Genomic DNA, 13,984 nt, shown 5'->3' with positions numbered 1-13,984 from the left:
CGGTTACTGCTCGGGCAGCCGTCGCCGTCCGCCCGCCACATCGGTGACGAGGTCGGTATAGCCGTCGACGAGTTCGGCGAGGTGGTACCAGTGCTTGTGCGTGCTGTCGCTGCGCGCGCCGTCGAGATCGATGGCCTGGTTCGCGTCGACCCAGCTGCGCGCCATCCGGTCGACCACCGCACCGAGGCTCTCGGTGTGCAGTGACGCGCCGTTGCGGTGCAACGGGATCTCCTGGACGATCCAGTCGTTGATGTCGTCGACGAGTTCGCTGCGACGGCAATCGATTTCGGCGATCAGCGCGGCGTCGCGCACCTGTGCTCGCCGTTCGTGCAGTTCAGCCAGTGCGTGCGCCGACCGCAACAATTCTCGATCTTGAAAACGCCTGCCCTGGAATGCGCACAACAATTGCGGCGCAGTCGGCAGTACCCCCATCACCGGCGCGCTCATCGCAACGCCCCGAATTCACCCGACACCCAAGATTTGTGTACCAACATGATTGGCTCTCGATTCGGTTATCCCGGTCTTCTGTTCGGATTGCTCGCAACCAGGCTAACTGGATCATGCTCGCTCACACTGCGAAACGCAAGATTGCGTTGTCAGCCTTGCGGTAAAGCCGCCCTGACAGAACCGATGGTCACATCCGTACGGCGGCACCGGTTTACGGCGTGTCCGCACGCACGCCGACCTTCGGCTATGCGTCGGAGGCATCGTTCTCGGCCGATCGCGTGACATCGGCGCCGCACAGCGCAATAATGCGATTCACGAAGCGCGCCACAGGCGAAGGGGAACCATGGCAGGCAAGCGCACGACACTGACCGTCCGACTACGCCGGCTCGCCGCGATGTTGCGCGAGTTGCGCGAAACGGCGGGTCTGAGCAAGGAAGATGTCAGCGCTCGCACCGGCATCAACGTGACCACGCTCTATCGCATCGAAATGGCGCAGGCCCGCCCGCAACGCCGCACTCTCGGCGCGATGCTCGACCTGTACCAGGTCACCGAGAAAACGCGAGAAGAAGCGCTCAGCCTGCTCAGCGACGCGCTGAAACCCGGTATGTCGCACGCCTACGAAGGCGCGGTATCCGACGTCTACGCCACCTACATCAACTTCGAGGCGGAAGCCCTGTCGGCCCGCCAGTACCAGACCTCGACGGTGCCCGGCCTGCTGCAGACCTACGAGTACGCGGCCGCCGTCATCGATACCTCCATGCCCCGCCTCGACGCCGCGACCATGGAGAGCCGCGCCAAGGCCAGGATGGACCGCGCGGTCAACCTGTCCAAGGAGGATCCGCTCGAACTGTGGGTCGTGATGGACGAGGCGGCCATCCGCAGGGTCGTCGGCGGGCCCGCCGTGATGGCCGGGCAGCTCGACCGGCTGATCACCGAGACCAAGCGCAAGAACGTGATCCTGCAGATCCTGCCGTTCGACGCGGGCGCCCACCCCGGCATGGCCGGCTCGTTCACCCTGCTCGACTTCCGCAACCCGGTCGACCCCGAACTGGTGTACGTGGAGAGCCTGGCGATCGACACCCTCGTCGAGGGCCATTCCGAGATCCGCCGGTTCGGCGTGATCTTCGACCAGCTGCGCGCGATGGCGCTGAGCCCGCGCGATTCGGCCCTGCTGCTCGCCGACGCGCGCGCCGCGATCGCTCAGTAGCGACTGGCGCGCCGGAACCCGACCGCGGCCGGTAACGCGAACACCGCGATCGCGCCCAGCGACCAGGCCAGCGTCGCCAGCAGCGGGCCGCGCACCGGTCCGCCCAGCGCGAGTCCGCGCATGGTGTCGATCGCGTGGGTGAGCGGATTGTGCTCGACCAGCGGACGCGCCCAGCCGGGATAGGCCCGCAGCGGGACGAACCCGGTGCTGAAGAACATCAGCAGCGACGAGCCCAGCGAGATGACCTCGACCAGCGCGGTTTTCGACGTATACACCGCCAGCGCGGTGACCATGGTGGCGAACCCGAGACCGTAGAGCAGCGGGATCGCGAACAGGGCGAGGGCGGCGAGCGGCCCCTGGGCGAAGCGGAAACCGAGCACGGTTCCGACAGCGAAGATGGCCAGCGTGCTCAGCGCGATGCGCGCGCACTCGGCCACCACCCGCGACAGCAGGCCCGAGGCGCGGTGCACCGGCAGCACCCAGAACCGCGCCAGCAGACCCTCGTCACGCTCCCGGCCCAGGGTCACCGCACCGGCGAGCGACCCCGACATCACCCCGACCAGCGCGAGCATCGGCACCGAGCCGTAGAGCGCGTCGGCGTCGGCGAAGGCCGAGACCTGGGTGCCCAGCACCGAGTTCAGCATCACCAGCAGCAGCGACGGGAACACCAGCGCCTGCATGACGGTCAGCGGGTCCCGGTACCAACGCATCAGCAGGCGCTTGGTCTGGATCGAGGTCTGCGGCAGCAGCATCCGCAGCGATTCGGTGCGCCGGGTGACCATCGGCAGGGCGGCGATGCCGGTCATCCGCGCCGCCGGACCGCGCGCAGCCAGGCCAGGGCACCGCACCCGAGCAGCATCCCCAACGCCCAGGCCAGGCCGGGGCCGAGCGTGGCGAGGTCGACCGTGCCCGCGTCGCCGGTGGAATCGCCCGCCAGCGCCCGCAATCCGGTGACGAACTGCGAGACCGGCTGATTGCGGGCGTAACCCTGGATCCAGCCGGGGAACTGGCTCGCCGGGGCGAAGCCGGTGGAGACCATGCCCAGGATCAGCTGGGGCAGCACCAGGATCTGAGTGGTGGCTTCCGGACTCGTCGTCACGCTGCCGAGCAGATCGGCGCCGCAGCACAGCGCGAGCGCGATCAGCAGCGACAAACCGACGAAACCGACGGTATGCCACCAGGCTCCGTGGAAACGGAAACCGACCAGCGTGCCACTGACCAGGGCGGCGGTCACCGCGACCACCGACCGCTGGGTCGCGGCGGTCATCCTGGCCGCGAACGGCACCCACCGCGGCATCGGCAGCGTGGCCAACCGCAGGTCGAGACCGTCGCGGGCATCGGTGGCCGAGCGGAAGGCGGCGGCGATGGCGCAGAACGACACCGCCTGCAGGACGATCATCGGCATCAGGAACTGCGCGTAGCTGCTCAGCCCGTGCCCGTACTCGCTCATGACCAGGTTCAGCGGCACGTAGAAGCCGAGGGTGAAGACCACCGGCGCGAGAATCGCGGTGAGGATCTCCCCGGTCCGCCAGGACGGCCGGATCAGGCGCAGCGACAGCACCCACCATTGAGTGAACGCCGAGCTCGGTGGCCGGTCCCGGCGCATGATCACCGGGTCGGCCGATATCCGCACCGTCCCATCATGAGTGATCCCGTCGGCGGGCGCCGGGGATCCGGGCGCGGTCAGCATGCCGTGCGCCCAGCCGCGGCGGCCGTCGCGAGGACGCGGGCGAGATCGGGCAGCAGGTCGGGGGCGGTCAGCTCGTCCGGAGTGGCGTCGAGCACGAAGCCGGTCACCGCGCCCTCGACATAGCGGTGCCAGTTCCGTACCACGGCTTCGGGATTCGGCCGTGCGGTACCGTCGGGCTCGCGACCCGCCACACCGACGATGAGGTCACCGGTCAGCACCGAAGGGTGGTGGCCGGCCACCATCCGGGCCGCCGCGTCGGCCGCCTCGGTCAGGCGATCCAGATCGGCGCCGGTCAGTTCTACGGTGCCCGCCAGCGCCCGGACGAGGACCGCGGCGGTCTCCTCGGGCGACAGGCCTGCGGTGTCGGCCTCGACAGCGAGCAGCGGGCCGAAGCGGTACACGAACTCCCCGGCCGTCGCCCGCGGTGGCGGGACGGCCTCGCACGCGGCGGGGTCGGCGTGGAGCACGACGACGTCGACGTGTTCCCCGGCCGCGCGCAGCAGCACCGCGATCTCGTGGGCGACGAAACCGCCTGCCGACCAGCCGAGCAGCTGATACGGGCCGTGCGGGGCGATCCCCCGGATCTCGGCGACGGCGCGGGTGGCGGATTCGCGGACGGTGCGCGGCGCCGCGGTCGTGACCGGCGCCTGGATCCCGTAGACGGGGACGCGCGGATCCAGGTGGTCGAGCAGGCCGGCGTAGCTCCAGGCCAAGCCCGCCTCGCCGGCCAGACAGAACAGTGGGGCGCCGTCGACGTGCGGGCCGAGTGGCCGGATCGGCACCATCGACGCAAGGGCCGACGCCCCGGCACGCCGGTCGTCGAAGGTGGGCACCGCCGGACACGATTCGGGTTCGTCCGGCGCCCAGACGCAGCCCGGCCGGGTGCCGGAGGGATCGGCGGGAGAGCTCACAACAAAGGATACGTCGTACGAAACCGTCTCCGGCCCACCAGTTTCGGGGGCATCCACCGACCGCTGCCGACCGTACTCAGTGGCACCACGAGCCACGAACGGAACCGATCGCCTACCGGACGCTCGCGGTGTCCGGTAGGCGATCAGGCGAAAGATCTACTGCACGCGCAGGCTGCCGAACAGGCCGTCCTTCTCGTCCTCGGGGCCCGCGGTGAAGTACAGCGCGTTGGCGTCGCCGAGGCTCTCGCCGTTGCCGAACATCAGCGCCCACAGCCCGGCGATCTCGACCGGCTCGGCGTCGCCGTCGCGCAGATAGTCGACGAAGGTGCCGGTGGTGTCGTCGTAGGCCAGCACGCGCCCGAGGCCACCGAAGTTGCCGATCAGCAGCTTGCCGGAGAGCGCGCCGAAGTTCGACGGCGCGATCGCCACGCCCCAGGGCGCGTTGAGCCTGCCGCCGTCGTCGACGATCCGCACGAGCTTGCCCGCGGCGTCGAACTCGGCGACCTTACCCTTGTCCGGCTTGCCGTTGGCGGCCTTGTCGGCCTCGGCGTCGAGAGATTCCTCCTCGGCCTTGTCGAAGGCCTTGGGGTCCTTCTCGTCCGGCTGGGTGATGGCATAGGACACGAACACCCGGCTGCCCAGGGTGGTGATGTTGAACGGGGCCGGGTCGCCCGGCTTGGCCTTCTTGCCCTTCTCGGGGGTGGCCGGGTCGATCAGGTCACCGGTGGCGAAGGGGTTGGCGAAGCCGGTGGTCGCCACCGGCTGCCAGAACTTGTCGAAGGTGCGGACCTGCGGGTCGGCGCCGAAGTCGGCGGCGAGCAGCTTGTCACCGGACGGCGAGAGCGCGATCCCGAAGAACGCCATGCCCTGCGCCGAACCGTCGAACACCTGGTTCGCGCCGCCGTCGCGGCGCACGATCGCGCCGTCGGGCGCCTGTTCGGTCCAGGCCGAGATCTTGCCGGAGTCGGTGGCGAAGATGAACCGCGACGAACCGCCGAGCGGGACCGGCGTGCCGTCGACATCCACCCACTGGTCGCGCACCGCGAACAGGTCGGAGGTGATCGGGGCCGGGTTGAACGCCACGCCGGTGACCTTGCCGACGCTCTTGTCCGAGGTGTCGGCGTCGGCGCCGGGTACCCCGACGAGCTTGAGCTGATCCTGGAACAGCTTCTGCAGTTTCGGATCCGAGGAGGCGTGCACGTCACCGACGAACTGGTAGGACTTGCCGCCCGCGCCGACCCAGAAGTGCCCGCCCGCGCCCTTGGGGCGATCGGCCAGGCCCCAGGCGTTGACCAGGTCGGGGAAGGTGAACTGGGCGTGGTAGGAATCCTTGTTGGCGGCCAGGTTCGTCTGGCTGTACCGGTTCCCGTCCAGCGCGGCCACATCGTCGCCGGCCTGCTCGGAGCTCGAGCACGCGGCCGCCAGTAGCAGGGCCGCACCGAGAACCACACCTCGCACCAGCCCGGACCGTACCCCGCGGGTACCCCTCACATGTCCGTTCACGTTCTTTCCTTTCGACCTCCGCCGGACGGCGTTCAGGCGAGGCTGACCTTAGCCTGACCCGAGCCCCGGCGTGCCGTGACCGTCTCCTCCAGGGCAGGTCTAGGCTGTCGCCCGTGGTCGAACCCTCCGCCCCCGTCGCCCCTCATCCCGACATCGCCGCCCTGGCCCCGCTGCTCGGCAGCTGGCGCGGACGCGGCCACGGCGAGTACCCGACCATCGAATCCTTCGACTACGTCGAGGAGATCACCTTCGGACATCTCGGCAGGCCGTTCCTCACCTACCGGCAGCGCACGAAGGCCGCCTCCGACGGCAGGCCGCTGCACGCCGAGACCGGCTATCTGCGTTGCCCCGCGCCCGGCCGGGTCGAGCTCGTGCTCGCCCACCCCACCGGCATCACCGAGATCTGCGAGGGCACGATCACCGAAACCGTCGACGGAATCCGCCTCGAATTGAACTCGACGAATATCGGGCTGAGCGGTTCGGCGAAACCGGTTACCGCCCTCGGCCGCTCTTTCCACGTGACCGGAGACACGATCGACTACACGTTGCGAATGGCCGCCGTCGGCGAATCCCTGCAGCACCATCTGGCTGCGACTCTGCAACGCACGTAACATCCTTCGAATTCGGTAATTTACCTCACCAGGGGCGCTGAACTGCGGATTTCGCCTATCGATACCGCGCATTCACCTTTTCATCACGGTCGCGTACCGGTTGTGTTCGAACACGCCCGCACATAACGCAACAATTGTGTGTCGCTTGCCTAGGTCTGTTGTTACCCGCGCGGCGGCCGATCTACGGTTCAAGCACCAGCAAACCAACAGACAATCGAAAGGCTGCCCGGGAGAGCACGTCGAAACCCTGAACGAGGGAGACGAAACCATGAGGCGTTCCACCCTGATCTTGACCACTGCCGGGATGATTCTGGGCGGCGCGGCCGCCATCGACCTCCTCGACGGCGCGGGCACCCATGCCGCACCCGAGCCCATTGCCGGGTACAACGTCGTGCACAACACGGCGACTGCCCATTCCGAGAGCAGTTCACTCGCGGTGGTGCGGGGCCTGCTGGCGACCGAGAACGCCGGCGGACCCGGCCACACCGCTGCGGCGCCCGTTCAGTAACCCGGCGGCAGCGCGGCGAACATGTCGCGGGTGACGGCGACCGCGTTGTCGGAGCTGCCACCCTTGACCAGCAGCGTCGCGAAGGCCATGTCCCCGCGGTACCCGACGAACCACGAGTGCGATCCGCCGTCGACCTCGGCTTCGCCGGTCTTGCCGTACACCTCGCCCTGGTCCCTGATCCGTTCGGCGGTGCCGCCCGTGACGACCATGCGCATCATCGTGCGCAGTCCGTCGACCACGTTCCGGTCGATCGCGGGCCGGTCACCGTCGATCCGGGTCGGCCTGCCCGCGATCAGATACGGCACCGGTGCCGAGCCCTGCGCGACCGTCGCCGCCATCACGGCCATGCCGAACGGGCTCACCACGACCCGGCCCTGTCCGATGCCGTCCTCGGCGCGCTGGACGAGTCCCTCGGCGGGCGGCACCGAACCCGACATCGTCGGCAGGCCCTCCACGGTGTAGTCCTGGCCGATGCCGAGCCGGGCCGCGGCGTCGGTCAGCGCGGTGCTGTCCAGCCTGCTGGCCAGCCGGGCGAAGGTGGTGTTGCACGAGCGCTCGTAGGCGGTGGCCATCGGCACGTCGCCGACGGAGAAGAGGTTGTAGTTGGGGATGGTGCGCTCGCCGATGGTGGTGTGGCTCGGACACGGCAGCACGGTCTCGGGCGTGGCGATGCCCGCTGCCATCGCGGCCGAGGCGGTCACCGTCTTGAAGATCGAGCCCGGCGGATACTGACCGCTGGTGGCGACGGGGCCGTCCCGATCGGCCGCCTTGTTCTGGGCCACCGCGAGGATCGCCCCGGTCGACGGACGCAGCACCACCATCATCGTCTGCTCGGTGCGCAGGTCGACCGCGTGCTGCGCGGAGTTCTGCACAAACCGGTCGATGCTCAGCGCGAACGAGGGCGCCGGCTGCGCCGCTACCTCGTGCAGCACATCGAGATCGGCGCCGTTGGCATTGCGGGTCACCACGCTCCACCCCGCCTTGCCGTCGACCTCGGCGATCACCGTCTTGCGCACCTGGGTGAGCAGATCGGGCGCGAACTTGCGGTCGGTGGGCACCATGTCCCACTCCTGGGTCAGGGTGACACCGGGCAGCCCGATCAGTTCGCCGCCGATGGTCTCGGCCTCGTACTCGGTCAGCAGGATCACCGTGGAGGGCCCACCGGATCGGCGGGCCGCGTCCAGGATCGACTGCGGGGTGTAGGCAACCGGATCGATCCGGCTCAGCGCCGCGGCCAAGGCGCCGGCGACCCGATCCGGCTCGGTGGCCGCGGCCGGGTCGAACCGCACCCGCGACACCTTGCCCGGCACCAGCACATCGCTGCCCGCCGACTCGTTGACCCGCGCGCGCGGCGCCGGCGCGGTGCGCAGTTCCAGCGTCTGGGTGTCGCCGAGCTTCGGATGGATGTCGGCGGAGGTCCAGCGCACCAGCCACCGACCGCCGGTGCGGCCCATCTGCAACTCGCCGGTGTAGGTCCACTGGCGGCCCTTGGGCAAGGTCCAGGCGTAGGTGTAGTCGACGGTGGCCGTGTCACCACTGACGCGCGCGTCGCCGGTGCGGATCTCGAGCTTCTCGGCCTGCAGCGCCTGCCACGCCGAAGTCAGTGCGGCCGTGGCCTTCTCGGGGGCGGTGGTGAGCTCGGCGGCCGCGGCGAGATCGCGGTCGGCCAGCGCCTCGGCGAAGGCGTCGGCGGCGGGTACCGGTCCCTGCGGGCCTGCGGAGCAGGCGGTGGCCGCCACCGCGAGGGCTGCCACTGCGAACGTGGTTACCATCCGTGTCCTCATCGGCACCGATGGTAGCGGCGACCGGGCAGCAAACCCCGGATGACGGCGCCGTACACGCCCGGATTTCAGTCGACGAGCACCGTGGCGAAGGTCGCGATCTGACGGAAACCCACACGGCTGTAGGCACGTCGGGCGATCCGGTTGTAGTCGTTGACGTACAGGCTGGCCGTACGCCCTGTCGCGACAACGGCATTCGCGACCGTCGCGGTGCCCGCGGTGCCGACGCCCGCCCCGCGGAAGTCCGGATGCACCCACACGCCCTGGATCTGGCCGGTGCGCCGCGACAACGCGCCGATCTCGGCCTTGTAGACGACCTCGCCGTCCTCGAAACGTGCCCAGGCCCTGCCGGATTCGATCAGACTCTGGATTCGCCGCCGGTAGCCACGGCCGCCGTCGCCCGCGCGCGGGTCGACGCCGACCTCCTCGATGAACATGGCGATCGCGGCGGTCAGGTAGCGGTCGATCTCGTCGGGCCGCACCCGGCGCACCCCCGCGTCCGGGCGGGCCAGCGCGGGCGCGCCGAGCGCGAGCAACGGCTGATCGGCGCGCAGTTCCCTGGCCGGACCCCACTTGGGCAGCAGCAGCTCCCACAGCGGCAGAGCCAGCTCCTGTCGGCCGACCACCGAGGAACACACCCGCGGCCAGCGCGCCGCCCGCTCGGCGAACGCGCGTAAGGCCTGCTGGTCACCGCGCAGCGGCACCAGATTCGCCCCGGAGAAGCAGAGGGAGTCCGCGGGACCGCCCCGGCTCCACAGCTCACCGAGCCCGGAGCGCGCGTCGAGCCCGAACTCCTGGACCCGGGCCGCGATCATGCACGAGGCCACCGGGTCGGAGTCGAGCACACGCAGCACCTCGCCCAGATCTCGCACGGACACCGGGCGCGCGGGAGGGGTTTTGGACCGTCGCGTCGGCTCCAGCAGACTCCGCACGGCACCAGCCTGCCACGAAAGCACGCGCAGTGGTACGGGTCCGCCGAATCCGACGTCCGACCGTGAGCGACGGAGCTCAGCCCACGGTGACGACCGGCTCACCGCCCGGCTGCTCGCCCATCTCCTCGGCAATGCGCATCGCCTCTTCGATCAGGGTTTCCACGATCTGCGCCTCCGGCACGGTCTTGATGACCTCGCCCTTGACGAAGATCTGGCCCTTGCCGTTGCCCGACGCGACACCGAGGTCGGCCTCGCGCGCCTCACCGGGCCCGTTCACGACGCAGCCCATCACGGCGACGCGCAGCGGCACCTCGAGGCCGTCCAGGCCCGCGGCGACCGCGTCGGCGAGGGTGTACACGTCGACCTGGGCGCGACCGCACGACGGGCAGGACACGATCTCGAGCTTGCGCGGGCGCAGGTTCAGCGACTGCAGGATCTGGCCGCCGACCTTCACCTCCTCGGCGGGCGGGGCCGACAGCGAGACCCGGATGGTGTCGCCGATGCCCTCGCTGAGCAGCGCGCCGAAGGCCACCGCGGACTTGATCGTGCCCTGGAACGCCGGGCCGGCCTCGGTGACGCCGAGGTGCAGCGGGTAGTCGCTGCGCGCGGCCAGCTGCCGGTACGCCTCCACCATGATCACCGGGTCGTTGTGCTTGACCGAGATCTTGATGTCGCCGAAGCCGTGGTCCTCGAACAGGCTCGCCTCCCACAGCGCCGACTCGACCAGCGCCTCGGGGGTGGCCTTGCCGTACTTCTCCAGCATCCGCTTGTCCAGCGAACCGGCGTTGACGCCGATGCGGATCGGGATGCCCGCGGCGCCCGCGGCCTTGGCGACCTCGCCGACCCGGCCGTCGAATTCCTTGATGTTGCCCGGGTTCACCCGGACCGCGGCGCAGCCGGCGTCGATCGCGGCGAAGATGTAGCGCGGCTGGAAGTGGATGTCGGCGATCACCGGGATCTGCGACTTCTTCGCGATCGTGGCGAGGGCGTCGGCGTCCTCCTGGCGCGGGCACGCCACCCGGACGATGTCGCAGCCCGACGCGGTCAGCTCGGCGATCTGCTGCAGCGTCGCGTTGATGTCGTGGGTCTTGGTGGTGGTCATCGACTGCACCGAGATCGGCGAGTCACTGCCAACGCCGACATTGCCCACCTTCAGCTGGCGGGTCTTGCGCCGGGGTGCGAGAACAGCAGCGGGGGCGGCGGGCATCCCCAATCGGATTGTGCTGGTCACGTTCGGCTGCCTTCTTTCGTACGTTTCGTGGATTCGACCGGGTGTGGTTGCTGCCGAGCTTAGTCGCGCGGGGTTGCCGCACGCCCTGTGAGGGGCACGACAGCGGTTCGGAGCGATCAGGGCAGACGGATCGGATTGACGATGTCGGCGGCCAGGGTCAGCAGCATGAACGCACCACCGATCACGACCGCCACATACGTCACCGGGAGCAGCTTGAGGTAGTCCACCGGACCGGCCGGGGCCTTGCCGCGCCAGGACCGGATGGTGTCCCTGATCTTCTCGTAGAGCACGACCGCGATGTGCCCGCCGTCCAGCGGCAGCAGCGGCAGCAGGTTGAACGCGCCCAGGAAGAAGTTCAGGCTGGCCAGGACCATGATGAACATGCCCCACAGGCCGCGCTCGGCGGTCTCGCCGCCGATGCGGCTGGCGCCGTAGACGCTGACCGGGGTCTCCGGATCGCGCTCACCGCCGGTGACCGCCTCCCACAGCGCCGTCACCTTCTGCGGCATCTTGGCCAGCGACTTGACCGTCTCGACGAAGAAGTCGCCGGTGAACGAGATGGTCGCCGGAATCGCGGCGATCGGGCCGTACTGCTGGGGCTCGGCGTAGTCGGGGCCGACGCCGACCGCGCTGACCTCCCGGCTCGGGCCTTCCTTCGGATAGCGCACGGTGCGCTCCGGCGTCACCGGCACGGTCAGCGTCCGGCCGTCGCGTTCGATCGTGTAGGTGAAGGTGCCGGTCTGCTTCTGCGTCTCGGCCTGGAACTGCGCCCACGTGGTCACGGGGACGCCGTTGACGGCGGTCACCACGTCGCCGCGCCGCAGCCCGGCGCGCTGGGCGGGACCGTCACCGGCGCACGGCTGCATCGTCTGATCGGGATTCTGCTGCGCGACGCAGCTCATCGAGCCCAGCGCGGTGGCCGGGGGCTGCTCGAGCTGCGGCAGGCCCCAACCGACGGCCAGGACCACCAGCAGGATGAACCCGAGCAGGAAGTTCATCGCGATGCCGCCGAACATCACCACCAGGCGCTTCCAGGTCGACTGGCGATACATCGCCCGCTCGACCTCCTCGGCCTCGAGTTCGTCGAGCGCGGTCATGCCCGCGATATCGCAGAAGCCACCCAGCGGCAGCGCCTTGAGGCCGTATTCGGTCTCACCGCGACGGAACGAGAACACCTTGGGCCCGAAGCCGATGAAGTACCGGCGCACCTTCATGCCGGTGGCCTGCGCCGCCCACATGTGCCCGCATTCGTGCAGCGCGATCGAGATCGTGATACCGAGGGCGAACAGTGCGAACCCCAGCGCGAATACCATCTGGCCTCTTTCTCTGGCGGCTGGCGCCGCGGGTTTTCGGCCTCGTGACCTCGCGTCCGAGCAGCGATACTGCGCCTGCGGCGTTCCGTCTCGCTACTCGGACGCGAGGCGGCCGAAAACGTGGTGGTCAGTTCGTCGGTCAGGTCCTGTCAGGACGCGACGATGGTGGCGGCGTACCGACGTGCCCAGCGGTCGGCCGCGAGGACGTCGTCCAGGGTATCGGGTTCCGCGTGCCAGCGATCGGCGGCCTCTACCGCCTGTGTGACGGTGCGCACGATCGCCGGGAAGGTGATCTTGCCGTCGAGGAACGCCTGCACCGCGACCTCGTTGGCGGCGTTGTAGACGGCGGTGACGCTGCCGCCCGCCTCGCCGGCCTGCCTGGCCAGGCGCACGGCGGGAAAGACCTCGTCGTCGACCGGTTCGAAGGTCCAGGTGGACGCGGTGCCGAAATCACAGGCGGCCGCCGCGCCGGGGACCCGGTCGGGCCAGCCCAGGGCCAGGGCGATCGGCAGCTTCATGTCCGGCGGGCTGGCCTGGGCGAGGGTCGAGCCGTCGGTGAAGGTGACCATCGAGTGCACGATCGACTGCGGGTGCACCGTGACATCGATGCGGTCGTAGGGCACCCCGAACAGCAGGTGGGTCTCGATCAGTTCCAGGCCCTTGTTCACCAGCGACGCCGAGTTGAGGGTGTTCATCGGGCCCATCGACCAGGTCGGATGGGTCTTGGCCTCGCTGGGGTTCACCGATTCGAGCATCTCGGCGGTCCAGCCACGGAACGGCCCGCCCGACGCGGTGAGGACCAGCCGGGCGACCTCGTCGGCCCGGCCGCCGCGCAGGCACTGCGCGAGGGCGGAGTGCTCGGAGTCGACCGGGACGATCTGGCCGGGCGCGGCCGCGCGGGTCACCAGGGATCCACCGGCGACCAGGGATTCCTTGTTGGCCAGCGCCAGCCGGGTGCCCGCTTCCAGGGTGGCCAGGGTCGGGCCGAGACCGAGCGCACCGACCAGCGCGTTGAGCACCACGTCGGCCTCGGTGCGGCGCACGAGTTCGGTGGCCGCGTCGGGGCCGCCGAGTTCGAGGTCGAGCGACTGGGCGGCGGCGGGATCGGCGACGGCGACATTGCGGGTGCCGACGGCCGCCATCTGCTCGGCGAGCAACGCGGGATTGCCGCCGCGGGCGGCGAGGCCGACCACCTCGAAGCGGTCGGGGTTGGCGGCGATCACCTCGAGCGCCTGGGTACCGATCGAACCGGTACTGCCCAGGAGCAGCACCTTCACCCGGTCGGTGGACGTGGACTGGCCGTGTGCGGCACGGGTAGCTGGGTGGGACACGGCCCCATTGTGGCAGGGCTGCTGGCTACGACGGACGGTCGTATGCCACGATATGCTCACTCGCCCAACCAGAACTCGAGCCCTAAGGAGCGATCGTGGCCGCCACGGACCTCGAATCAGTCAGCACCGAGCGCGCCGTCGCCACCAGCGTCGATCCCGCCGAGGTGCCCTCGGCCGCGTGGGGCTGGAGCGGTGAGTCGCGCAAGACCTTCCGCATCGCGGCCTGGGTCGTCGTGGTGATCCTGCTCGGCATGACCTTCGGCAACCACCAGGGCCACATCGAGGACATCTTCCTCATCGGCCTGGCCGGCCTGATCGCGGTGATCCTGGTCATCGACTCGCTGACCCAGCGCATCCCGCGCTAGCTTCCGACTTCACCGACAACGCCTGCGGCAGCGACTTTCTCGCGCCGCGGGCGTTGTCGTGTGCGCGGTGTCAGCGGCCGCGCCGCGCGCCGGTCTTGCGCCCCTTGCCCCCACGAGCGGGTTGCTGCTTGGCCGTCGGCTTCTTCGCGGCGCT

14 protein-coding genes are annotated in these 13,984 nt (G+C 69.7%); 4 read left to right on the top strand and 10 right to left on the bottom strand.

Annotated elements, in window-relative coordinates; translation table 11 throughout:
* Positions 1-3: 3 nt before the first annotated feature.
* Positions 4-447: a DUF4254 domain-containing protein gene (locus V8688_RS06460; RefSeq protein WP_198041056.1), complete on the bottom strand. Its 444-nt coding sequence runs from the start codon at positions 445-447 to the stop codon at positions 4-6.
* Positions 448-790: 343 nt separating this feature from the next.
* Here V8688_RS06460 and V8688_RS06455 point away from each other — a divergent pair, with 343 nt between their 5' ends.
* Entirely contained in the window at positions 791-1,654 is an 864-nt protein-coding gene (locus tag V8688_RS06455) for a helix-turn-helix transcriptional regulator (RefSeq protein ID WP_218718479.1), read from the top strand.
* Here V8688_RS06455 and V8688_RS06450 read toward each other — a convergent pair.
* The 4 genes from V8688_RS06450 to V8688_RS06435 all read right to left on the bottom strand — a co-directional run bounded on the left by V8688_RS06450 (position 1,648) and on the right by V8688_RS06435 (position 5,716).
* Entirely contained in the window at positions 1,648-2,460 is an 813-nt protein-coding gene (locus tag V8688_RS06450; RefSeq protein WP_342800411.1) for an ABC transporter permease, read from the bottom strand. The two genes, V8688_RS06455 and V8688_RS06450, sit on opposite strands and share 7 nt — an antisense overlap.
* Positions 2,457-3,260: an ABC transporter permease gene (locus V8688_RS06445; RefSeq protein WP_218718504.1), complete on the bottom strand. Its 804-nt coding sequence runs from the start codon at positions 3,258-3,260 to the stop codon at positions 2,457-2,459. The genes V8688_RS06450 and V8688_RS06445 overlap by 4 nt, the downstream gene beginning before the upstream one ends.
* 77 nt (positions 3,261-3,337) lie before the next feature.
* Positions 3,338-4,255, bottom strand: coding sequence for a thioesterase domain-containing protein (locus V8688_RS06440; RefSeq protein ID WP_218718481.1), 918 nt, complete (start codon positions 4,253-4,255; stop codon positions 3,338-3,340).
* Between the two features lie 156 nt (positions 4,256-4,411).
* Positions 4,412-5,716 (bottom strand): TIGR03118 family protein, encoded by a 1,305-nt coding sequence (locus tag V8688_RS06435; protein ID WP_218718505.1) that lies wholly within the window; start codon positions 5,714-5,716, stop codon positions 4,412-4,414.
* A gap of 155 nt (positions 5,717-5,871) precedes the next feature.
* Here V8688_RS06435 and V8688_RS06430 point away from each other — a divergent pair, with 155 nt between their 5' ends.
* Positions 5,872-6,369, top strand: coding sequence for a peroxynitrite isomerase (locus V8688_RS06430; RefSeq protein WP_218718482.1), 498 nt, complete (start codon positions 5,872-5,874; stop codon positions 6,367-6,369).
* Between the two features lie 268 nt (positions 6,370-6,637).
* Positions 6,638-6,877 (top strand): hypothetical protein, encoded by a 240-nt coding sequence (locus V8688_RS06425; protein ID WP_218718483.1) that lies wholly within the window; start codon positions 6,638-6,640, stop codon positions 6,875-6,877.
* On the opposite strand, the gene V8688_RS06420 is transcribed toward V8688_RS06425, so the two are convergent.
* The 5 genes from V8688_RS06420 to dxr form a co-directional block, all read right to left on the bottom strand.
* A complete protein-coding gene (locus tag V8688_RS06420) occupies positions 6,871-8,649 on the bottom strand; it encodes a penicillin-binding transpeptidase domain-containing protein (RefSeq protein WP_255587731.1) in 1,779 nt (592 codons plus the stop codon). The two genes, V8688_RS06425 and V8688_RS06420, sit on opposite strands and share 7 nt — an antisense overlap.
* Before the next feature lie 77 nt (positions 8,650-8,726).
* A complete protein-coding gene (locus V8688_RS06415) occupies positions 8,727-9,590 on the bottom strand; it encodes a GNAT family N-acetyltransferase (protein WP_218718485.1) in 864 nt (287 codons plus the stop codon).
* 76 nt (positions 9,591-9,666) lie between these two features.
* Complete coding sequence (ispG, locus tag V8688_RS06410; RefSeq protein ID WP_342800410.1) at positions 9,667-10,821, bottom strand: flavodoxin-dependent (E)-4-hydroxy-3-methylbut-2-enyl-diphosphate synthase; 1,155 nt, start codon at positions 10,819-10,821, stop codon at positions 9,667-9,669.
* 116 nt (positions 10,822-10,937) lie between these two features.
* Positions 10,938-12,134: a M50 family metallopeptidase gene (locus V8688_RS06405; protein ID WP_218718487.1), complete on the bottom strand. Its 1,197-nt coding sequence runs from the start codon at positions 12,132-12,134 to the stop codon at positions 10,938-10,940.
* A 149-nt stretch (positions 12,135-12,283) separates the two neighbouring features.
* Positions 12,284-13,465: a 1-deoxy-D-xylulose-5-phosphate reductoisomerase gene (dxr, locus tag V8688_RS06400; RefSeq protein ID WP_316575559.1), complete on the bottom strand. Its 1,182-nt coding sequence runs from the start codon at positions 13,463-13,465 to the stop codon at positions 12,284-12,286.
* 95 nt (positions 13,466-13,560) lie between these two features.
* On the opposite strand from dxr, the gene V8688_RS06395 reads away from it, so the two are divergent.
* Positions 13,561-13,830, top strand: a complete 270-nt coding sequence (locus tag V8688_RS06395; RefSeq protein ID WP_218718488.1) for a DUF2631 domain-containing protein — start codon at positions 13,561-13,563, stop codon at positions 13,828-13,830.
* Positions 13,831-13,984 lie beyond the last annotated feature (154 nt).

The organism is Nocardia sp. No.11, assembly GCF_038752175.1.
GTDB lineage: Bacteria > Actinomycetota > Actinomycetes > Mycobacteriales > Mycobacteriaceae > Nocardia > Nocardia canadensis.
Note: the sequence above shows the minus strand (reverse complement) of the source record. Positions and strands in the feature narration are given on the sequence as shown.